18 protein-coding genes are annotated in these 20299 nt (G+C 68.5%); 6 read left to right on the top strand and 12 right to left on the bottom strand.

Features of this window, described 5'->3' with window-relative positions; all coding sequences use genetic code 11:
* Positions 1-125: 125 nt before the first annotated feature.
* The 3 genes from D0B54_RS11965 to D0B54_RS11955 form a co-directional block, all read right to left on the bottom strand.
* Positions 126-1478 carry a DUF1329 domain-containing protein gene (locus D0B54_RS11965; RefSeq protein ID WP_162932370.1) on the bottom strand — a complete coding sequence of 451 codons (1353 nt, stop codon included), beginning with the start codon at positions 1476-1478 and terminating at the stop codon, positions 126-128.
* A gap of 119 nt (positions 1479-1597) precedes the next feature.
* The gene (locus tag D0B54_RS11960) at positions 1598-2488 is read right to left on the bottom strand and encodes an alpha/beta fold hydrolase (RefSeq protein WP_117291555.1); all 891 of its coding nucleotides are present in this window, start codon (positions 2486-2488) and stop codon (positions 1598-1600) included.
* Between the two features lie 122 nt (positions 2489-2610).
* The gene (locus D0B54_RS11955) at positions 2611-3249 is read right to left on the bottom strand and encodes a TetR/AcrR family transcriptional regulator (RefSeq protein ID WP_117291554.1); all 639 of its coding nucleotides are present in this window, start codon (positions 3247-3249) and stop codon (positions 2611-2613) included.
* 73 nt (positions 3250-3322) lie between these two features.
* On the opposite strand from D0B54_RS11955, the gene D0B54_RS11950 reads away from it, so the two are divergent.
* Together D0B54_RS11950 and D0B54_RS11945 are read left to right on the top strand one after the other, a co-directional pair.
* Positions 3323-4195, top strand: a complete 873-nt coding sequence (locus D0B54_RS11950) for an alpha/beta fold hydrolase (RefSeq protein WP_117291553.1) — start codon at positions 3323-3325, stop codon at positions 4193-4195.
* Between the two features lie 60 nt (positions 4196-4255).
* A complete protein-coding gene (locus D0B54_RS11945) occupies positions 4256-6292 on the top strand; it encodes an NADPH-dependent 2,4-dienoyl-CoA reductase (protein ID WP_117291552.1) in 2037 nt (678 codons plus the stop codon).
* Between the two features lie 43 nt (positions 6293-6335).
* Here the strand turns inward: D0B54_RS11945 and D0B54_RS11940 are convergent, their stop codons facing one another.
* The 9 genes from D0B54_RS11940 to D0B54_RS11905 all read right to left on the bottom strand — a co-directional run bounded on the left by D0B54_RS11940 (position 6336) and on the right by D0B54_RS11905 (position 15393).
* Positions 6336-7829, bottom strand: a complete 1494-nt coding sequence (locus D0B54_RS11940; protein ID WP_117291551.1) for a hypothetical protein — start codon at positions 7827-7829, stop codon at positions 6336-6338.
* A complete protein-coding gene (locus D0B54_RS11935) occupies positions 7826-8386 on the bottom strand; it encodes a hypothetical protein (RefSeq protein ID WP_117291550.1) in 561 nt (186 codons plus the stop codon). The genes D0B54_RS11940 and D0B54_RS11935 overlap by 4 nt, the downstream gene beginning before the upstream one ends.
* Before the next feature lie 265 nt (positions 8387-8651).
* Positions 8652-8957: a hypothetical protein gene (locus D0B54_RS11930; RefSeq protein ID WP_117291549.1), complete on the bottom strand. Its 306-nt coding sequence runs from the start codon at positions 8955-8957 to the stop codon at positions 8652-8654.
* Positions 8954-10555, bottom strand: coding sequence for a PepSY-associated TM helix domain-containing protein (locus D0B54_RS11925; protein ID WP_162932369.1), 1602 nt, complete (start codon positions 10553-10555; stop codon positions 8954-8956). Before D0B54_RS11925 ends, D0B54_RS11930 begins: the two co-directional genes overlap by 4 nt.
* Complete coding sequence (locus D0B54_RS24280) at positions 10552-10893, bottom strand: hypothetical protein (RefSeq protein WP_240433604.1); 342 nt, start codon at positions 10891-10893, stop codon at positions 10552-10554. The genes D0B54_RS11925 and D0B54_RS24280 overlap by 4 nt, the downstream gene beginning before the upstream one ends.
* Before the next feature lie 67 nt (positions 10894-10960).
* On the bottom strand, positions 10961-11290 hold the full coding sequence (locus D0B54_RS11920) for a DUF3325 domain-containing protein (RefSeq protein ID WP_117291547.1): 330 nt from the start codon (positions 11288-11290) through the stop codon (positions 10961-10963).
* The gene (locus tag D0B54_RS11915) at positions 11287-12846 is read right to left on the bottom strand and encodes a PepSY-associated TM helix domain-containing protein (RefSeq protein WP_117291546.1); all 1560 of its coding nucleotides are present in this window, start codon (positions 12844-12846) and stop codon (positions 11287-11289) included. The genes D0B54_RS11920 and D0B54_RS11915 overlap by 4 nt, the downstream gene beginning before the upstream one ends.
* On the bottom strand, positions 12843-13151 hold the full coding sequence (locus D0B54_RS11910) for a DUF3649 domain-containing protein (RefSeq protein WP_117291545.1): 309 nt from the start codon (positions 13149-13151) through the stop codon (positions 12843-12845). Before D0B54_RS11910 ends, D0B54_RS11915 begins: the two co-directional genes overlap by 4 nt.
* Position 13152: 1 nt before the next feature.
* Positions 13153-15393 carry a TonB-dependent siderophore receptor gene (locus tag D0B54_RS11905; protein WP_117291544.1) on the bottom strand — a complete coding sequence of 747 codons (2241 nt, stop codon included), beginning with the start codon at positions 15391-15393 and terminating at the stop codon, positions 13153-13155.
* 192 nt (positions 15394-15585) lie between these two features.
* Between D0B54_RS11905 and D0B54_RS11900 the strand changes: the two genes are divergently transcribed.
* The 4 genes from D0B54_RS11900 to D0B54_RS11885 all read left to right on the top strand — a co-directional run bounded on the left by D0B54_RS11900 (position 15586) and on the right by D0B54_RS11885 (position 20258).
* Positions 15586-17478 carry an ATP-binding cassette domain-containing protein gene (locus D0B54_RS11900; protein ID WP_117291543.1) on the top strand — a complete coding sequence of 631 codons (1893 nt, stop codon included), beginning with the start codon at positions 15586-15588 and terminating at the stop codon, positions 17476-17478.
* A gap of 94 nt (positions 17479-17572) precedes the next feature.
* A complete protein-coding gene (locus D0B54_RS11895; protein WP_117291542.1) occupies positions 17573-18181 on the top strand; it encodes a hypothetical protein in 609 nt (202 codons plus the stop codon).
* Between the two features lie 19 nt (positions 18182-18200).
* Positions 18201-18737 (top strand): M23 family metallopeptidase, encoded by a 537-nt coding sequence (locus D0B54_RS11890; RefSeq protein WP_117291541.1) that lies wholly within the window; start codon positions 18201-18203, stop codon positions 18735-18737.
* Positions 18738-18830: 93 nt separating this feature from the next.
* A complete protein-coding gene (locus tag D0B54_RS11885; RefSeq protein ID WP_117291540.1) occupies positions 18831-20258 on the top strand; it encodes a patatin-like phospholipase family protein in 1428 nt (475 codons plus the stop codon).
* The last annotated feature ends 41 nt before the right edge of the window (positions 20259-20299 follow it).

Here is a 20299-nt window from a genome sequence, read left to right as displayed (position 1 = left end):
AGCGGCGGACCGGAAACGGTCCGCCGCTTTTTTGTTGGCTATCGACTCTTGCCCTGTAGGAGCGAGCTTGCTCGCGACAACGACGAGGTCGCGAGCAAGCTCGCTCCTACGATTCCACGGCCTTGTTACTTCCCTTCCCTCACCCTTTTCTGCAACGCCTCAGGCGTGAAGTACTCCGCCGACGGCGGCGCTCCCGCTCCCGGCGACACCAGTCCCGATACCAGGTAGCGGCCGATGTCGAACTGGTACACCAGCTCGGCCGAGGCCACGGTGGCCTTCAGCTGCGGGTCGTAGCTCAGGTGCGCTTCCTGGAACTGGTAGGCCTGGTCGTAGACGTCCAGCAGGTCCACCGCGGCGATCTGCCAGCTGTCCTCGTCGATGTAGAAGATGCGCTTGCGTACCGGGTGGGCGGAGCCCTTCTTCAGCGCCGCTTCCACCACCCAGACGCGGTGCAGCTCGTAGCGCGCCCAGGTCTGGTTGATATGCCAGGGTTTCACCAGCCGGCTGAAATCGCCCTTGTCGGCACCCAGGACGCTGCGCTGGCTGTTGTAGGGGATCAGCAGTTCGCGCTTGCCTGCCAGCTTCCAGCTGTAGCGTTCCAGCGAGCCGTTGAACATGTCCATCTGGTCGTAGAACTGCAGGCCCTCGGCACCCGGCGTGAAGTTGTCGCAGCAGGCGCTGGGTTCGCGGCGCACGCGCGGCTGCTTCTGGTTACCCATCCAGGCCGTGCGGCCTTCGGTGCCGGTGCCGGTGCGCTCCCGGATCAGCAGCTCGGTGCCCGCCAGGCGCGGCGGCGCCAGGGTCTGGGTGGCGAGCTGGTAGATGTCGCGGTTGACGCTGTCCAGCGCCTGCGGCCGCGCCGGGTTGGCATAGCTGAAGCGGAAGTCCTCGCGCACACGGGTGGCCTGGAACTGGCCCTTCGGATCGACCACCAGGTTGTTGTTGATGCGCGACAGGGCTTCGCCGCGCCAGCGCAGCTTGTGGTTCCAGATCGCTTCCGCGCCGGTCTTCGGGATCGGGAACGGGAAGCCCAGCAAGCAACCCGCGGGGTCGTCGCTGCCGGCGAGCTTGCAGCGCTGCGCATTGAGCAGGCTTGCCTTCTCGATGTTCTCGGGCCAGCGCACGCTGCGGCGCGAGGGATACACCTGCATGGAGTAGGTGTTGTACTCCTGCAGCAGCTTCATGTGCCCTTCCGTGAGCCAGTCGCGGAAGCGGTTCATGTTGTCGATGGTGATGACGAACATCGGTGCGCCCGGCTCGGCGTCGCCCAGTTCCATCAGCTTGCCGGCCGGCGCCTGCTTCTCGCGGTCCAGCGCCCAGGGCGGGATCGTGCCGTCGGCATTGCCGGCGCGTTCCGCGCCCACGGCGGTCAGCGTGCTGCCCAGCGCCGCGGATTCCTCCGCAGTGACGGCCGCCACCGAAGGACCCGCGGCAACAGCCAGGCCCAGGGCCAGCAGGGCCCGCGACAGGGTTCTCATCCTCATCTCCTCCCGGGCGTCCGTCGGCCCAGGGACGGGCGCGCGGCGCATTACTAGTAATGCGCCGATTCTGACAACAATGCGACAGTCGCCAATGGCTGTTTCGCCACCCGGGACTGTCAGCCCTGTCGGCGACGCGGTTTCCGCTGCGGCCCGGACGCTGGCAGGCTTTCGGCGACTTCCTTCAGGAAACGGCTGATCTCGGGCCAGACGCGCTCCGGGTGCAGGCGCATTTCCAGGATGTGCTTTGCCGGCAGCAGGCGTGCATTCGGGATCTGCCGAGCCAGGGATTCCGAGTCGCGGTAGCCGTGCAGCTTGTCGCCGCCATGGCCGATCACCAGGGTCGGCACGGTGATGGCGCGGCGCATCGCCAGCGGCGGCACCAGCGGCCCTACCAGCACGCCATGCAGGATCGCCGCGACGTTGCGCGGCGGCAGGCTGACGGCGCTCAGCAGGGTCGCCAGCAGGTCGTTGCGCGGGCGCTTGATGCGCGCGAAGGCCTGCGCCATCCAGCCGTAGGGCCTCTCGGCGTAGCGTGTGGCGATCAGCACCGGGCCCAGCAGGAAAGCGGCCCAGGGCGTGGACCATTCCATGACCGGCATCTCCAGGAACAGGCCGAGCAGGCGCTCCGGTGCCTTCTGCGCGACGTGCAGCGAGGTGATGGACCCCAGCGACATGCCGCCCACCAGGGCCTTGTCGATGTTGAAGTGATCCAGCGCGGCGATCACCTGGTCGGCGTAGAACTCGGCGCGGTGTTCCTTCGGATCGCTGGTCTTGTCGCTGCGGCCATGGCCGAGCAGGTCCAGCAGGATCACGCGGTAGCCCTCGGCGGCCATGCGCCGGGCGATGCCGCGGTTGATGCCGGCGTCGAGCAGGATGCCATGCACCAGCAGGGCCGGAATGCCGTCCGGCTCGCCCCAGACCTCATAGGCCAGCCGGTACTGGCCGTAGGCGAGATAACCGCTGCGTACCGGCGCCAATGCGGCGCGCGCGGGCTTGTTGCTGCTCATGTCGGGCTCCCTGGCCGTTCTCGGGACGGCTCATTCTGCATGGATTGCGATCGCAGTCTGTCGCCTGCGCCGATCGCCGGCCTTGGTGGCGGCGCCAACGGGCGCTGGCGCCGCGGCCCTGGCTATTGGTGGGCCAGAAAGCTCATGCAGCTCTCGGTCACGATCTCGATCGGCGCACCGAAGCCGGTGGACACCCAGCGCGTGCCGATGAAGACCATGGCACCGAGCACGCCGGTCGCCACCAGGCCGGCGCTGGCGCGGCGCGGCAGGCTCCACTGCTGCTGCAGCGCCATCAGCGGCTCGAACTCGGGCCCCAGCGTCAGCATGAAGCGGTTGGCCAGCCGGTCCATGTCCAGACCGATACCGTAGATCTCGATCATCAGGATGCGCGTCACCCGTGCATCCTTGCGCAGGAACTCCAGGTAGGCCCGCACCAGCAGGCGCGCCAACTGGGCGGGATCGCCGCGCGGCCCGGCCAGCAGGGCGGCGCGCAGGTCATCGACCAGGCGCTGCAGCAGCACCTCGACCATGGCCGCCATCAGTTCGTCGAGATCGGCGAAGGACTCGTAGAAATAGCGCGGGGTATAGCCGGCGGCGGCGCAGATCTCGCGCAGGGACACGTGGCGGATGCCGCGGGTGCCGAAGGCCTCGATCGCGGTCTCGATCAGCTTCTGCTGGCGCTCGGCCCGGCGGTCTTCCTCGCTGATGCCGCGGTAGACCCGCCCTGACCCGCCAGCCACAGCGGTTGTCTGTTTTGACATTGACAACGGTCGTTACCGGATGATTTGATAACGGACGTTATCACATATAAGCCAGCCGCTGACAAGCCACCACATGAGTACCGCGCAATGGGGCGACTTCACCGTCCATGCCCTGCAGCCCCTGGCTGCGGATGGCGGGCATTGCTCGCTGCTGCGCGTGACCCTGCCGGGGCGACCCGTCGGCGTACCGCTGGTGATGCTGCCGGGCATGTTCAGCAACCGGCACTTCTGGCTCTCGCCCAAGGGCGTGGGCCTGGCCGGCTTCCTGGCCCGTGCCGGCTACGAGCCCTGGCTGGTGGAGCGCCGCGGCATCGCCCTGGCGGCGAATTCACCGGGCCGCCGCGGCCTGGCCGAGCACATCGCCCAGGACCTGCCGCAGGTGCAGCGCACGCTGCAGCAGCACAACCCGCGCCCGGCCTTCTGGTTCGGCCATTCCTTCGGCGGCGTGATGGCGACGCTGGCGGCGGCGGAAACGCTGGACCCCAGCCTGGTCGCCGGCCTGGTGCTGTTCGCCGCCCAGTGCGAGGTCGACAAGAACGGCCTGACGCCGCCTTACAGCTGGTTCCTGCGCGGCCTCTCGCGAATGCTCGGCCGCTTTCCCGCGCGCCGCCTCGGCATGGGCCCGGAGGATGAACCGCCGGCCGCCATGGACGACGCCTGCGCCATCGTCGGCGAGGCGCAGCGCGAAGGCAGCATGGCGCGGCGCCTGGCGCCCGTACGCTGCCCGGTGCTGGGCTTCGGCGGCGGCGCCGACCGCGTCGATCCGCCCGAGGGTTGCGTGCGCTTCATCGGACACATGAGTTCCGGCGACAAGACCTGGGTGCTGCTGTCGCGCGACCAGGGCTACTCGAAGGACTACGATCACCCCGGCATCGTCATCGCCAAGGCGGCGCAGGACGAGGTCTGGCCGCAGGTGTTGCGCTGGCTGCAGTCGCGCCATCGATAGCGGCCCACATCCAGACAGCCATCCGGCCATCCAGATTTCTTTTCAAAAGCGGAGTTCCCCATGTCGCATCCCTACCCTCACCTGCTGCAGCCGCTGGACCTGGGCTTCACCACGCTCAAGAACCGCGTGCTGATGGGCTCCATGCACACCGGCCTCGAAGACGGCAAGAAGAACTTCCCGCGCATGGCCGCCTACTTCGCCGAACGCGCCCGCGGCGGCGTCGGCCTGATGGTGACCGGCGGCTACGCCCCGAACATCGAAGGCTGGCTCTATCCGTTCGCCTCCAAGCTCAGCACCCAGGGCGCGGCGCGCGAGCACCGCGTGGTGACCGACGCGGTGCACGCCGAGGGCGGCAAGATCGCCTTGCAGATCCTGCACGCCGGCCGCTACGGCGTGCATCCGCTGAGCGTGTCTGCCTCGCGCATCAAGTCGCCGATCACCCCGATCGGCCCGCGCGCCCTGTCCGCCTCCGGCGTGGAGCGCCAGATCCGCGGCTTCGTGCGCTGCGCCCTGCTGGCCCGCGAGGCCGGCTACGACGGCGTCGAGGTGATGGGCTCCGAGGGCTACTTCATCAACCAGTTCCTCGTCACCCACGTCAACAAGCGTACCGACCAGTGGGGCGGCTCCTGGGAAAACCGCATGCGCCTGCCGGTGGAGATCGTCACGCGCATGCGCGAGGCCGTCGGCAAGGACTTCATCATCATCTACCGCCTGTCGATGCTGGACCTGATCCCCGACGGCCAGAGCTGGGAGGAAGCGGTGCAGCTGGCCAAGGCGATCGAGCGCGCCGGCGCCACCATCATCAACACCGGCATCGGCTGGCATGAGGCGCGTGTGCCGACCATCGCCACCTCGGTGCCGCGCGGCGCCTTCGCCTGGGTCACCGAGCGCATGAAGAAGGAGGTGAGCATTCCTCTGTGCACCACCAACCGCATCAACGACCCGTCGGTGGGCGAGCAGATCATCGCCTCCGGCCAGGCCGACATGGTGAGCATGGCGCGCCCGCTGCTGGCCGACCCGGAGTTCGTGATCAAGGCCGCGCAGAACCGCGCGCACGAGATCAACACCTGCATCGGCTGCAACCAGGCCTGCCTGGACCACACTTTCAAGCTCAAGACCGCGTCCTGCCTGGTCAATCCGCGCGCCTGCCACGAGACCGAGCTGAACTACACGCCGGCCGAGCAGAAGAAGCGCATCGCCGTGGTTGGCGCCGGCCCCGCGGGCCTGGCCGCCTCCACCGTGCTGGCCGAGCGTGGCCACGACGTGGACCTGTACGACTCAGCTTCCGAGATCGGCGGCCAGTTCAACATGGCCAAGCGCGTCCCGGGCAAGGAAGAGTTCCACGAGACGCTGCGCTACTTCGGCCACAAGATCACCAGCACCGGCGTCAAGCTGCACCTCAACACGCGCGTCGATGCCGCCTTCCTGGCCGGCAAGAAGTATGACGACGTGGTGCTGGCCACCGGCATCGCGCCGCGCACGCCGAACATCCCCGGCGTCGACAATCCCAAGGTGCTGTCCTACATCGACGTGCTGCTGCACCGGAAGCCGGTGGGCAAGCGCGTCGCCGTGATCGGCGCCGGCGGCATCGGCTTCGACGTCTCCGAGTACCTGGTCTTCGAGGAAGGCCAGTCGCCGACCATGAACCTGCAGGAGTGGAACAAGGAATGGGGCGTGGGCGACCCGAGCGTTTCGCGTGGCGGCGTCGTGCGCCCGCATGTCACCCCGCCCGCCCGCCAGGTCACGCTGCTGCAGCGCAAGGCCGAGTCCCTGGGCAAGCGCCTGGGCAAGACCACCGGCTGGATCCACCGCGCCTCGCTGAAGATGAAGCAGGTGGAGATGGTCGGCGGCGTCAACTACGAGGGCATCGACGACCGCGGCCTGCACATCACCTTCGGCGAGAAGCGCGAGAAGCCGGCGCTGATCGAGTGCGACAACATCATCCTCTGCGCCGGCCAGGAACCGCTGCGTGAACTGGAAGAGCCGCTGATCGCGGCGGGCATCAGCGTGCATCGCGTCGGCGGTGCCGACGTGGCGGCGGAGCTGGATGCCAAGCGCGCCATCAACCAGGCCAGCCGCCTGGCCGCGAAGCTCTGAACGCCGGCGGGAGGCCCCGGGCCAGGGCCTCCCGCACTGCGCATCAGTGCAGGACGCCGCCCTTGCGCAGCGCCTGCTCCAGGTGCCAGAGACGCAGGCGCAGCGGATGCTCCAGCGGCAGGGGTGCATAGATCGGCTTGATCCGCTGCAGCTCATCGACGAACAGCCGCGACACCCCCGGATCGGCGACCACCAGCTGCTGCCAGCAGGTGTCGTCGATCTTGGGCACATACTGATCGGGCTGGCAGGTCGCCAGGGCCCAGGCTGCGCGCAGCGTCGTCTGCTCGCCGTAGCCCTTCATCAGCGCCACCGCATCCGCAATGGGCAGGTAGGTGTTGAGTTGCGCCTTGCGCATGTCCTGCGCCAGGGCCTCCACCAGCGCCAGGGGCGGATACAGATCCAGCGCCTCGTCGGGCGTGCGGTTGGACAGCATGCGTGCGAGCAGGAAGCGCAGCAGGCGCGGTGCATAGTCGGCGTGCGCGCGCTGCAGGTCGCGCCCGGCCCACTCCCACTCCTGCCCGTCGTGCGCCGGCCCCGGCACGACCAGCCACTTGGCCATTGCCGGCCCCGCGGCATCGTCGGGGCGCAACGGCACCAGCACCATCGACTGGCCCGAGGACAACCGCGGCTGCCCCTTGAGCGGCACATCCACGGCAGGCACCTGTTCCAGCTGCGCGCGCAGGCGGTCGCTGCTGCCGTCTTCCCAGTTCACCCGCAGCGACAGCTTCATCGCCTGGCCGGACAGGCTGCTGCCGCGGTACTCGGTCCACAGGCCATCTCCGGCGAGGCGCACCGGAACGATGTCCGCCCTCGCCGCGCCCGGCGGCACCAGGCCGATGCCGCCCAGGGCACCGCCGATCATGTCCAGGTCGCGCACTGGCAGGGGCTGCTGCGGCAGCGGCGGCAGGCCTTCATTGCGGCGTGCTTCCAGCAGCGCGGGACAGCCAGGGTTCTCACCGGCGATGCAGCTCACCGTCCAGCCGTCCGGGTTGATCGCATCGGCCGCCAGTCGTGCCAGCAGTTCGCTGGAGTCCACAGGCAGGCCGGTGATCTTCAGGCTCTCGGGCTCGGCACGGCCCAGCGTACGCAGCAGGCCCAGGACTGCCTTCTGCAGCGTCCCGGCAGACCCCGGCAGATCGGAGCGCGCCTCGGCGCTCAGCAGGCGGCCGCCATGGTCGTAGTCGATCATGGCCTTGATCAGCCGCTGCCGGGCCAGCCATCCCTGCACGTCCTGCCGGCATTCCAGCGGATACCGGCCGCTGAGCGGAGCTCCCTCCAGCTGCAGATCCCCAGCCAGCTCGCAGCGATACCCGGCCTGCAGCAGGCGCGAGCGCAGGCTGCTCACGTCCATGCCCGCATGCGCCCACCGATCGATACCGCCGTAGTCGCGGCCATGATCCCGCGCATGGAACTCGATCGCCGGGTCGGACATGCCGGCCGCTGCGGGCAGCGACTGCCGCGATTCGTACCAGCCCCAGGTCAGCCAGGCCAGGGCGGCGACAACGGCGGCGACGAGGAAACGGCCGACGATGCTCATGGGGTCACCCCGGCGGCGGCCGGCGCAGCCGCAACATCGAAGCTGAAACTCCAGTCGTTGGCGCCGTCGGCGCTGAAGACGACGGTCACGTTGCTCTCGGCGGACTGGCGGCGGTAGCTGCCGCCACGCGTGGCGGCGCCGTTGCGGACCTCGGCGAGCTTGGTGAAGCCCTGGCTGCGCAGCAGCTGGTCGAAGTGCAGGAAGACCGCGTTCTGCATGTCGGCGAAGCTTTCCTCGATCAGGACATCGTCGGCATAGACGTGGTTGAGACCGCCCTGGGCGGTGAGCCCCAGCATGCGTTCCTTGCCGCTGGAGCCGATGGAGGCGGTCGCGTTGTAGCTGCCCGCCGGGCTGATGCAGCGGCTGACGGACAGGCGCGGCAGGTAGGGCCACTGCCAGTTCACGCCGGCCAGGTCACCCAGGCAGCGCTGCAATGCCGCTGCCGGCCCCACCGCCGCAACCGGTTCCGCTGCCTGCGCGCTTCCCGCCATCAGCCCCGCCACCAGCAGCGCGCGCCCCACGAGGAGCCGGCCGCTGCGCTCGATACCCTGTTTCAAACGATTTCTCCTGCGGGCCGCCGTATCCGGGCCCCGATGACGCATTGTCCCCGGCTTGCAGGATCCATTCCACCTGAACGTACTGTCAGGATAGCGAAACAGCCGGAAAATCGCGGTCAGGACTCCCGCAGCCGCTCCGGCAGCCTGGGGCTCGACGCGGCCGTGCAACTCCATGTCAATGGCCCTGCGCGAAGCAAGGCCGGAGATATCGCTGGAATGCTCAGGACCCGCCGAGACGAATTCGGTGTTGGTTTGCGACAGCGTTTCACGCTCCGGCTTCGCTCCGGGCCTTGAGCAGGGCTGCACCGCCGACGCGCGCCAGCAGCTGCACCAGCAGCCAGCCCAGCGTAGTCACCGCGCCCAGCCAGATCAGGAAGGCCGGCCACTGCCCTGCCAGGGCAAGGCCAAGGCCCGGCAGCAGCGTGCCCCAGCCCAGCACGCGACGCTCCGCACCGGCCCTGGGCACCGGACGGCGCAGGCTGCGCAGGCGCTTGGGATCGCGCAGGGCGATGGGCAGCACCAGCAGCAGGCTCGCCAGGCTGGCGATGGCGGCCAGGGCATAAGTGCTCATGCCTCCACCGCCTCGTCGAGCTCATCGGGTGTGGACGAGATCACCGGCGCCAGCGGACGGCGCAGCGCCGAGGCGATGCACAGCGCGCCGCCCAGCGCAAAAGCGATGTCCAGGGCCAGCACCGTGTGCAAGCCGGCGCCGAAGGCCTGCGGCCAGCCGACCCCGCCGGTCAGCAGACGCAGCGCCGGCAGCAGCAGCAGCGCCGCACCGGTGGCACCCAGCAGGATGCGGCGCGCCTGCGTCAGGCTGCGGATGCCCCAGGCCGCGGCGGCGGACAAGGCCGCCACCAGCAGGAAGGCGGCCATCATCGGCCCATGCACCATTTCGCCCGCCGCGCGCAGCGGAAAGTAGCCATAGGCCGCGGCGACCAGCGCCAGCGGCAGGCCGTAGCCCACCCAGACCGTGGCGCGCGCCAGCTGCTGCCAGCCGCGCTCCTCGCGGCGGCGCAGCGTCCACAGCGTCAGGCCCGTGAGCGTCACGTAGGCGCCGGCAAAGCCCAGCGCAAACCAGGCCGCCTTGGAGAAGACCCCGGCGAAGTTGCCGAAATGCAGCGGCCCCATCAGCTCGAACAGCGCCCCGCCGGTGGAGGGCTGCAGTCCCAGGCTGGGCTTGGCGTAGCGGAACTTGCCGGTAGCGCCACCATAGACGTAGGTCGGACCGATCAGCTTGCCTTCGGGGTACTGCATGAACATGGTCACCAGCGCGTCGGCGCGGCCCCAGTGCTGCACGGTGATGAAATTCAGCTTCGCATCGCTGCGGCCGCGGACGTCGGCGATCATCCTGTCCAGATCGCCCATCGCCGCTGGCGTCTTGTCTTCCTTGGGTGGATTGCCGACCACGGTCTCGATCATCTTGTCCTGGTCGCCGCCGAACACCACCATCGCCACCGCCGGGATGCCGAAGGCGCTGCCGAAGCTGAAGTAGCTGCCGGTGAAGGCCAGGATGAAGGCGAACGGCAGGTTCCAGGTGCCGGCGATGACATGCGTATCGCGCGCTGCCAGCAGCTTGTCCTTGTGGCGGCGCAGCGTGAACAGTTCCTTGATCAGGTGGCGATGCACGACGAAGCCGGTGATCGCCGCCACCAGCATCGCCAGGCCCAGCATGCCGGTCAGCAGCAGGCCCCAGGGGTTGGGCAGGTGCAGGCGCACGTGCAGTTCCACCATGAAGTCGCCCAGCGCGTTGGCGCGATCGCCGGCATCCACTTCCTCGTCGGTGCCCTCGCGCTTTTCGATCAGGGTCTGCGTGATCGGGTTGAATTCGGCGGCCACGCCGCGCTCGCGCGGCTTGCCGTCCTCGTCCATCTCATGCTTGTGGAAGAAGGCATAGAGCCGGTCTCCCGCGCGCGGGAACACGAACATCTCTTCGTGGTATTGCGGATCGATGCTGCCGGCCAGTTCGCGCAGCATGCGATCGGTACCCGCCGGAAACGGGTCCTTCACTTCCTCGGCCAGCGGGCTCGACCAGTCGCCGAGTTCCTCGGCGAACACCGAGGCCACGCCGGTGAGGATCACCGCGTAGAGCAGCAGACCCAGGAACACGGCCGACCAGCCGTGTGCCGCCAGCAGCGACTTGTTGCGCTCCTGCGAAAGCTTGATCACGAACCCGCTCCCGCGGCCTTGGCGGCCTGCATGGTCTGCATGACATAGATCCCGATGACCGCCGCATGCAGCAGCGACAGCCCGCCGATCACCGCCCAGGCGCGCGCCAGGCTGCGATCGAGGTAGGCATAGAAGAACAGCGCCGCCCAGATCGCCGGAAACAGCACGATCGGCATCACCAGGTTGTCGATCTGCGCCGTGCCCTTGGGCAACCACAGCGCGCCGCCGCACATCACCAGCGCGGCGCAGAGGAAGGTCACCGGGCCTGCCAGTGCGAAGCGCGACCAGAAGCGGCGACCAGAAGCGGCGGCATCAGCGGAAATCGAAGCAGTGTTCACGGCGGCATTCGTACGAGACAGCCCGGATTGTAGGTGAGAAGCATTCGCATGTGAACCATTACTGCCCTCAGGCCATCAACAAAGTCATTGGCAAGGCCAACAAGGGCGCGGCCACCGCCAGCCGCAGGCAGGCACGCGGCGCATGCGGCATCGCCAGCACCAGGCCCAGGCCGGCCACCGCAAGGCAGGCGCACCAGGCGACCGGTCCCAGCTGCCAGCCCTCGCCGGCGACGGCCGCGGCAAAGGCGAGCGCCAGCAGCACTGCGCCGCTACCCCGCAGCAGGCGCTGCCGGCCGATGCCGACTTCGCGCTGCAGGAGGTGACGCTGGTGCCGCGGCAGCGCCAGGCACAAGGCCACCCAGCCGGCATAGCTCAGGGCCAGTGCCACCAGGGTCATGGCGCGGACTCCACGACCGGGGACTGCAGGCGGGAGGCACGCCGCCGCCCGGGCGCAGCGCGTACCGCCCCGATGCGATGCCCTGCCCAGCCCAGCAGCGCGGCGAAGCCCAAAGCCGCCAGTTCCACGCCGGCGATCGGCCAGCGTCCCTGCCACAGGGCCCGTGGCAGGCTCAGGCCGTCGGTGAAACCCGTGAGCAGCGGCAGCAGCGCCAGCAAGGCCGCCGCCAGCCACAGCTGCTCGCGCCAGGCAGCGATGCGCGGCCGCAGCAGCGCGTGTGCCAGGCACAGCAGCCAGGCCCCGAAGAAGCACTGCTTCTCCGCCAGCGGACGATCCAGCAGTTCCACCGGCAGGAGCCGGTTGCTCCAGAGCAATGCGGCGGTGGCCACCGCCATGCCGGCGATGCCGGCGACGTTGAGCGCCTCCACGGCCCGGTAGCCGGCGGCGGCATAGGCCGCCCCATGCTGCTCGCGTCGCTTGGCGCCCCAGATCACCGCACCGCTGGCGATCACCAGGCAACCCATGGCTCCCATCGCGAACAGCAACGCGCGCAGGAAGGGCTGCGCGAACCAGGCCACGTGCAGGCCATACATCGCACCGTAGGTGACGGCAGCGGGCGCATCCTGGTCGTATTCGCGCAGCAGGCGCCCGCTTGCGCCGTCGAAGCGCAGCACCGGTTCGATGCGCGCGGTGATGCCGGTGCCGCGGCGACGCCAGACATCCACCACCGCGGCTGCGTCGCCTGGGTGATGAATGGTCACCGACCCCGGTGCGGCATCGGGCCAGTGCTCGCGGGCCTGCTCCAGCATGGGCGCGATCGCCGCCAGGGCTGCGGGCGAACCGGCAGCCTCCGGCGGATCTTCGCGCGGGCTGATCTCGCCGAGAAACCGCTCGCTGTCCACACCTGCCGCAATCATCCCGGCCGGCATGAACACGTAGGCCAACGTCAGCAGGCCGCTGTAGCTGATCACCAGGAAGAATGGCAGGGCCATCACGCCGCTGACATTGTGTGCGTCCAGCCAGGCGCGCGGCTTCGACTTGCCGGGGCGGAAGGTGAAGAAGTCCTTGAATATCTTCTTGTGGATCACCACGCCGGTGACCAGCGCCACCATCATCATCAGCGTCGCCACGCCGACGATCCAGTAACCGGTCCGCTTCAGCAGCAGGGAAAAATGGAAGTTGCGGAAGAAGCTGCCGCCTGCGGTATCGCGCGGTTCCAGCGCCCTGCCCGTCGCCGGGTCCAGCACCACCACGGCCTTGCGGTCGAACTTGCCCTTGCTCCAGCGCGCCTCGGTCACCGGATCGCGCGGTCCGGGCAAGGAGATCGTCCAGCTCCTGGCCCCGGGCGCACGCTGCTGCAATATCGACAGTGCCGCTGCCACGCCCTGGTCGGAACCGGGCTGCGCCTCGTGCAGTTCCGGCTGCATCCACAGCGTCAGCTCCTCGCGATAGAACGACAGCGTGCCGGCGAAGAACACCGCGAACAGCAACCAGGCAAACAGCAGTCCGCCCCAGGTGTGCAGCCAGGCCATCGACTGGCGGAAGCCCTGCTTCATGGCCACTCCGTCCCGCCCGGCGCGGCCAGCACCAGCGCCAGTATCAGCAGCGGCGCCAGCAGGCCGCTCCAGGCGCGCAGGGCATGCCGCGCCGCGAAGGCCCACATCACCGCCAGTACATAGACCAGGAAGGACAGCATGGTCCCGACCAGCACCGCCTCGCTGCGTTCCAGCGGCAGGTGCAGGGCGAGCACAGCCGCCAGCGCCGCGCTCAGCGCGTAACCGCCGAGCAGCGCGGCGATCAGCCGCGAGAGCACACCAGCGGCCTCCCGCCAGCCACCACGCCGCGCCGCCCTGCCCGTCATGTCAGAACGAGCCGCGCAGGACCAGCGTCATGTTGACCGGCTCGCCGTAGAAATTCTGACGGCCGGCGCCGCTGACTTTCTCGTAGTACTTCTCGTCGAACAGGTTGTCGGCGCTCAGCGTCGTCTGCCAGTGCGACGTCAGCCGGTAGCCCAGCTGCGCCGACACCACGGTGTAGGCGGGAGCCCAGAAACGAACCGCCCCGCTTTGCGCATAGAACGAGCTGACGGCCTTGATGCCTGCGCCGATGCTCAGGTCCCTGAGCACGCCCTGGCCGAACTCATATTTGCTCCAGAGATTGCCGACATGGCGCGGCGTCGCGGTGGAGAACGACTGCCCGGTCTGCGCAGTGGTCGCGCCACGCAGGTACTCGGTATCGACATAGGCATAGCCCAGCGTCAGGTCCCAGCCCGGCAGGATGCGGCCCGCCAGTTCGGTTTCGAACCCCTGGCTCTCGACTTCGCCCGCGGAAATCGAAGGATTGGCCGGCGAGGTCGGCGGTAGCGGGGTCGGCGGATTCGGATCGGCGATTGCGCGGTCGTTGTCGCGGATGCGGAACACGGCGAACTGCGCATTCAGGCGATCCTGCAGCAGTTCGGCCTTGACGCCGGCCTCGTATTGACGACCCGTGCGCGGCGGCAGCTGGCTGCCGTCGACCGTCATGTTGTTCTGCGGTTGGAACACCTCGGCCCAGCTCGCATACAGCGATACGTCGGGCGTCACGTCGAACAGCAGCGCCGCATAAGGCGTGAACTCCGCCTCCTCGTCGTAGTCGGCGGTCCTGGCCCCGGTGAGCCGGTTGTACGACTGCGACTCCCACCAGCTCAGGCGACCGCCACCGACGACCGTGGCCCAGGCCAGCGGCTTGATCCGCAACTGGGCGTACGCACCATACTGCCGCGTCTCGACTCCACTCAGGCTGTTGAACACCCAGTTCGGCTGCGGGACGTTGTGGTCCGGATTGAACACGTTCATCGTCGCGGTGTTGGCGAAGGCGGTGGACTTTGCTTCCTCCTCCTGCTTGCGCCAGTCGAAGCCGGTCGTCAGGTTGTGGGTCAGGCCCCAGAGCTCGAACGGCAGGCTGGCGTAGATGTCGGCGCTGAGGTTTTCCCGATCCGGACTGTAGATGCCGGTCTGCAGGTTCACATTCCCGGTATTCACATCGACCGCACTGTTGGCGCGCGCCACGCGGTACAGCATGTAGCGGTCCAGCTTGCGCACGGAAGCCTTGAGGTAGCCACCATTGGCAAGGCGGTGCTCCAGCTCGGTGAAGAGATCGGTGGACTCCAGCTCCTGCTTGTTCCAGTCGGCACCGATGAAGGTCGAGCGCGGCACCTTCAGGAGATCGCCGTTGGCATAGGCCGGCAGGCCCTGGTCGATCACCGCGTCGATATCCTGCCAGGCGATGCCGGCCGACAGCGTCGTTGCAGGGGTCAGGTCGTATTCCAGCGTGCCGTAGAGCATCTGGCGCGTCGAGCCGACCACATCCTGGTAGGAATCCTGGTGGTTGTAGGCACCGACCACGCGGCCGCGCAGGCGGCCGTCCGCCGTCAGTGCACCCGTGGCGTCGAGCTCGGTGCGGTAGGTGTCCCAGCTGCCGACGGTGGAGGCGCCGCCGAACTGCGTGGAGGCCAGCGCACGCTTGCGCGCCAGGTTGATCACGCCGCTGGGCTCGCCGGAACCCTGGAACAGGCCACCCGGCCCATGCAGGATTTCGACGCGGTCGTACATCGCGGTGTCGAACTCCACCACGTTGCCGGTGGCGCCGAAGTTGATGCCGTCGAGCTGGATGGCATCGACCTGGTAGCCGCGCAGGTAGTAGTTGTTGAAGTTGCCCGCACCGTCGAAGCGCAACACGGTCACACCGGTGGCCTGCTTCAGCGCCTTGGGCACCGAGGTCAGATTCTGGTCGTCGAGCCGCTGGCGCGTGATGACCGTGACCGCCTGCGGCGTTTCCCTGATCGACTGCGGGGTCTTGCCGATCGTCACCTGCCGGCTGGTGTAGCTGCCGCTGCCCTCGGTGGTCGGGTGCAATGCCGTGTCGGTCACGGTAACGGCGGGCAGGATCACCGCCTCCTCAGCGCCTGCTTTGGCCGGCTCCTCGACCGCAGCGGCCTGTGCTTCCGGCACCGCTTCGGCGGCCGGGGCTGCCTCCTGCGCCAGGGACCCATGGGAGAACACCGCCAGGCCCACACCGGCGGCAACGGAAAGGAGCGGGCGCAGACGCCCGTACTGCATGGTCATGACAGGATCCCCGGAAGTTCAGCAATGACTCTGGCCGGGGGTGGCTGGTGCTTGGGACTGGCTGCACCGGCAGAAGAGACGGATATTAGATAGGAACTATTCTCGTTTGTAAAATTCCCGCCCTCCCCAGGCCCCGCTCGGGGGCCCGGGATGCGACAATCCGCGCCCCGTTTTTCGCGACTCCGCCCCGCAATGCTTCTCGGCCTCAAGAACGTCAGCCTGCGCATCGGCAACACCGTGCTGTTCGACGGCACCGATTTCTCCATCGATGCCCGCGAGCGCGTCTGCCTGGTCGGCCGCAACGGCGCCGGCAAGTCCACCCTGTTCCGCATCATCGCCGGCAGCCAGGCGATCGACGCCGGCGAGGTCATCCGCCAGCAGGGCCTGCGCGTGGCGCAGCTGGTGCAGGACGTGCCGCCGGGTACCGACGGCACGGTCTACGACGTGGTTGCCGAGGGCCTGGGCGAACTGGGCCGCAAGATCGCCCAGTTCCATCACCTGTCCATGGAGGCCCACAGCGAGGCCGACCTGGAGAAGCTCGGTCGCCTGCAGTCGCAGATCGAAGCCCAGGACGGCTGGTCGCTGGAAAGCCGCGTGCAGGCCGTGATCACCAAGCTGGACCTGCCCGCCGACGCGCCCTTCGCCGCGCAGTCCGGCGGCCTCAAGCGCCGCGTGCTGCTGGCGCAGGCCCTGGTCAGCGAGCCCGACATCCTGCTGCTGGACGAGCCGACCAACCACCTCGACATCCCCAGCATCGCGCAGCTGGAAGAATTCCTGCTCAGCTTCCGCGGCGCACTGCTGTTCATCAGCCATGACCGCGCCTTCGTGCGCAAGCTCGCCACCCGCGTCTGCGACCTGGACCGCGGCAAGCTCAGCAGCTGGCAGGGCGGCTACGACGCCTACCTCACCGGCAAAGCCGACGCGCTGTACGCCGAGGAGCGCCAGAACGCGCTGTTCGACAAGAAGCTGGCGCAGGAAGAAGTCTGGATCCGCAAGGGCGTGGAAGCACGCCGCACGCGCAGCGCCGGCCGCGTCAAGGCGCTGATGGAACTGCGCAACACCTTCGCCAATCGCCGCAACCGCGAGGGCACCGCCAACATCGTGGTGCAGGAGGCCGAGCGCTCCGGCAAGCTGGTGGCGGAGCTGAAGAACGTCAGCCAGTCCTACGGCGGCCGCCAGATCATCCGCAACCTCAACACCGTGGTCATCCGCGGCGACAAGGTCGGCATCATCGGCCCCAACGGCGCCGGCAAGACCACGCTGCTCAACATCATCCTGGGCAAGCTCCAGCCCGATGCCGGCGAAGTACGCCAGGGCAGCAAGCTGGAAATCGCCTACTTCGACCAGCTGCGCAGCCCGCTGCTGGACGACGACAAGACCGCGATCGACGCGATCGGCGACGGCAAGGAATTCATCGAGATCGCCGGCATCCGCAAGCACGTCTACACCTACCTGCAGGACTTCCTGTTCACCCCCGACCGCGCACGCTGCCCGGTGCGCGTGCTGTCCGGCGGCGAGCGCTCGCGCCTGCTGCTGGCGCAGCTGTTCTCGCGCCCGTCGAACCTGCTGGTGCTCGACGAACCGACCAACGACCTCGACATGGAGACGCTGGACCTGCTGGAAGAGCGCCTGGTGGACTACTCCGGCACCGTGCTGATGGTCAGCCACGACCGCGAGTTCCTCAACAACGTCGTCACCCGCAGCCTGGTCTACGAAGGCGGCGGCCGCGTCGGCGACTTCGTCGGCGGCTATGACGACTGGCTGCGCCAGCGCCAGCACCAGGCCCCGGTGGAACACACCCCGCCCAAGTCCCCGGTAGCGCCGGCACCCTCCCCTGCGGCAGCTCCGGCGGCTGTCGCCGCCTCGCGGCTCAACAGCAAGGACAAGCGCGAGCTGGACCAGTTGCCCGGCCGCATCGAGAAGCTGGAAGCCGAGCAGACGAAACTCGCCGCGGAGATCAGCGCGGTGGGCTTCTACCAGCAGCCGCGCGAAGCCATCGCCAAGGTCGAGCTGGCGCTGGCCAGGACCCAGAAGGAACTGGGCGTGGCCTATGCACGCTGGGAGACGCTGGAAGCCCAGCGCTGACGGGCCCTGGCCGATGGACTGATTCGGCCATCATGTTGCAGCGCAATGTCCTGCTTGTCAGGATGTGGATACCGGATTCCCGAGGAACCCTGCCTTGACCCTGAAAAAAGCGCTTCTGCTGCTGCCCCTGCTGGTTCTCGTCGCCTGCGGCGGCAACGACTACCAGATGCGCCGCCTGACCTCCGACGAGGGCGGCTTCACCATCAAGGCGCCCGGCGTCTTCCAGGAAAGCAGCAGCGAACAGCAGACCGAGTACGGCGTCATCGGGACGCACAGCTACCAGCTGAAGTTCGACCAGGTGCAGTACCACGTCAGCTACATGAAGTTCCCCGAGGCCGCCGCGCGTGACCTGCGGCAGAAGTCCTGGATCGTGTCGGAACTGGGCAACCGCCTGCTCGGCGCCGCGGCCGGCATAGACCCGCGCTCGCTGGACGTCAGCGACCGCCGCCAGGTCTCCACGCCGGACGCGTACGAGAGCGATCGCGACGACGGCACGGAACTCACCATCATCCACCCCGACGGCCGCCACAACTGCGTCGGCCGCGTCTATTTCAATGGCCGCGGCCTGTACGTCGCCCTGGCCGTGGTGCCGAAGGACGCGAGCTACGAGCAGCGCGTCCACTCGCAGAGATTCCTGGGATCGCTGGAGCTCGCGAACACCAGGCCCAGCCGCGCCTCGCCCTGGGACGACCACGGCCGCTAGGCTTGCCGAGGGGAGTCGCATGAGCGACGCGACACCCCGCCCGCGCCGGTGTCGCCGGCTCCTGTTCCTGCTGCTCGCGCTTCTCCTCCTGCCCTTCGCGGTACCGGAACGGGCGCAGATTCCGGTGCAGGGCGCCACGTCGCGGGACTGGAACCCGCAGTCCTTCTGGTACGAGCCCTGGGGCCAGTCGGGCGTGCACAAGGGCATCGACGTCTTTGCCCCCCGCGGCCGCGAGGTGCGCTCCTCCACCTGGGGCATCGTGGTGTACCGCGGACAGCTGGGCATCGGCGGCAAGGTCGTCGCCGTGCTCGGCCCGAAATGGCGGCTGCACTACTACGCGCACCTCGACGAATCATCGGCGAAACCCCTGTCGGCGGTAGCACCCGGCAGCCGGCTCGGGAGCGTCGGCACGTCCGGCAATGCCGCGGGCAAGCCCCCGCACCTGCACTACGCCATCTTGTCGCTGTTGCCGCGGCCCTGGCAGGCAACGGCCGCAACCCAGGGCTGGAAGCGCATGTTCTTCGTCGATCCGGGCAAGCTGCTGGCCGCCGGCTGAACGGGGAAATGCGGATTCCCGAAGCGGAGCGCCATTGGCCGATGGCATGATACGGACCGCGATCGCCATCATAACAACGCGGAGTACCGCTGCATGTCCGACCCCGGCACCAAGGTCCTGCTCAAGCTCCAGCGCATGGAGATGTCGGCGATCCGCGCGGTGCTGGCACAGCCGGCCTTCCTGCTGCCGAAGGAGTACCAGCGCCTGCGCTACATCCTCTCCTTCGCGCGCCTGCACCGCTTCGCCCCCGGTGCCGCGCTGGGCAGGACGGCACGTGCAGACGTGGAACTGGACCCGGCCATCGTCACACCCTTCCGCGAGTTGGTCCTGCGCAGCCTCTACAAGCCGCTGCGCTACGGCGAAACGCCACGCGCGAGGCTCGGCGGCTGCATGTCGGCGCTGGACGCGCTGCACGCAGCCCTGCTGCTGGCGCGCAAGGCCCTGCTGGCGCGCCACGCAGGCGAGTTCAGCGAGGAGGAACTGCATGCCGAGGTCAGCCGCAAGGCCCTGGTGACGATCGCCGGCGGCGGTGGCGGCGCGGGCTATGTCTACGTCGGTGCCGCCGCCAGGCTGCGCGCCGAAGGTCGCTCCTCCGACTACCTGATCGGCTCCTCGATCGGCGCGCTGATCGGCGCCTTCCTGACGCGCTCGCGGCATACCGACATCGAGGCCCTGATGGAGTGGGCCAAGGCGCTGCGCATGCGCGACATCTTCAGCCGCCCCTATATCGGGGCCACGCACAGCATGCCGGGCATCACGCGGCTGCACCTGCACAGCATGCACCAGGTCATGTCGCATCCCGACGGCAGCCCGCTGCGGCTCAAGGACCTGGAGATCCCCTACGACGCGGTGGTCTCCGGCATGCGTACCCGCGCCTATGAGCACCTGCCCTCCAGCCTGCGCGACTTCACCTCGCCGCTGACCAGCGGCAAGAGCTTCTCCAAGCTGCTGGCGGAGCGCATGCTGCTGCTCGCCGCCATCGTCAATCCCAGCGTGGTCAAGCCGATCGTGCTCGGCGGCGACGCCGCCACGCAGAACCTGCGCGTGGTCGATGCCGTGGGCCTGTCGGCCGCCATCCCGGCGGTGCTGCAGTACGAGCCGCCGTCGCGCGACGCCGAGAGCGACGCCATCCTCGCCGCCTTGCGCCAGCAGCACGATGTGGCCCTGTTCGTGGACGGCGGCGTCGCCGCCAACGTGCCGGCGCGCATCGCCTGGGAGCGCGTGCAGGAAGGACGCATCGGCACGCGCAATGCCTTCTACCTCGCGCTGGACTGCTTTCATCCGCAGTGGGAGGCACGCCACCTCTGGCTGTGGCCGGTGACGCAGGCCGTGCAGCTGCAGCTGGCCACGCAGAAGCCCTACTTCGACTGGCTCCTGAGCTTCGAGCCGACCCTGTCGCCGGTCAACCTGCTGCCCTCGCCGCAGGATTTCGACCGTGCCTTCCAGTGGGGCTGGTCGCAGGCCGACGTGATGCTGCCCTTCCTGTTCAAGGCGCTGGAGCCGGTGGAGTGGATTCCCTGAACCGGATTCGCTGAACTGGACGTGCTGCGCCGCAGCGGCAA

This window comes from Solimonas sp. K1W22B-7 (assembly GCF_003428335.1).
Lineage (GTDB): Bacteria > Pseudomonadota > Gammaproteobacteria > Nevskiales > Nevskiaceae > Solimonas_A.
Note: the sequence above shows the minus strand (reverse complement) of the source record. Positions and strands in the feature narration are given on the sequence as shown.

Coding starts and splice junctions, on each gene's coding strand:
- D0B54_RS11910 (WP_117291545.1), bottom strand. CDS start 13,151: ATGACGGGCAGGGCGGCGCGGCGTGGTGGCTGGCGGGAGGCCGCTGGT.
- D0B54_RS11920 (WP_117291547.1), bottom strand. CDS start 11,290: ATGACCCTGGTGGCACTGGCCCTGAGCTATGCCGGCTGGGTGGCCTTG.
- D0B54_RS11900 (WP_117291543.1), top strand. CDS start 15,586: ATGCTTCTCGGCCTCAAGAACGTCAGCCTGCGCATCGGCAACACCGTG.
- D0B54_RS11955 (WP_117291554.1), bottom strand. CDS start 3,249: ATGTCAAAACAGACAACCGCTGTGGCTGGCGGGTCAGGGCGGGTCTAC.
- D0B54_RS11890 (WP_117291541.1), top strand. CDS start 18,201: ATGAGCGACGCGACACCCCGCCCGCGCCGGTGTCGCCGGCTCCTGTTC.
- D0B54_RS11885 (WP_117291540.1), top strand. CDS start 18,831: ATGTCCGACCCCGGCACCAAGGTCCTGCTCAAGCTCCAGCGCATGGAG.
- D0B54_RS11945 (WP_117291552.1), top strand. CDS start 4,256: ATGTCGCATCCCTACCCTCACCTGCTGCAGCCGCTGGACCTGGGCTTC.
- D0B54_RS11965 (WP_162932370.1), bottom strand. CDS start 1,478: ATGAGAACCCTGTCGCGGGCCCTGCTGGCCCTGGGCCTGGCTGTTGCC.
- D0B54_RS11940 (WP_117291551.1), bottom strand. CDS start 7,829: ATGAGCATCGTCGGCCGTTTCCTCGTCGCCGCCGTTGTCGCCGCCCTG.
- D0B54_RS11930 (WP_117291549.1), bottom strand. CDS start 8,957: ATGAGCACTTATGCCCTGGCCGCCATCGCCAGCCTGGCGAGCCTGCTG.
- D0B54_RS11960 (WP_117291555.1), bottom strand. CDS start 2,488: ATGAGCAGCAACAAGCCCGCGCGCGCCGCATTGGCGCCGGTACGCAGC.
- D0B54_RS11915 (WP_117291546.1), bottom strand. CDS start 12,846: ATGAAGCAGGGCTTCCGCCAGTCGATGGCCTGGCTGCACACCTGGGGC.
- D0B54_RS11950 (WP_117291553.1), top strand. CDS start 3,323: ATGAGTACCGCGCAATGGGGCGACTTCACCGTCCATGCCCTGCAGCCC.
- D0B54_RS11905 (WP_117291544.1), bottom strand. CDS start 15,393: ATGACCATGCAGTACGGGCGTCTGCGCCCGCTCCTTTCCGTTGCCGCC.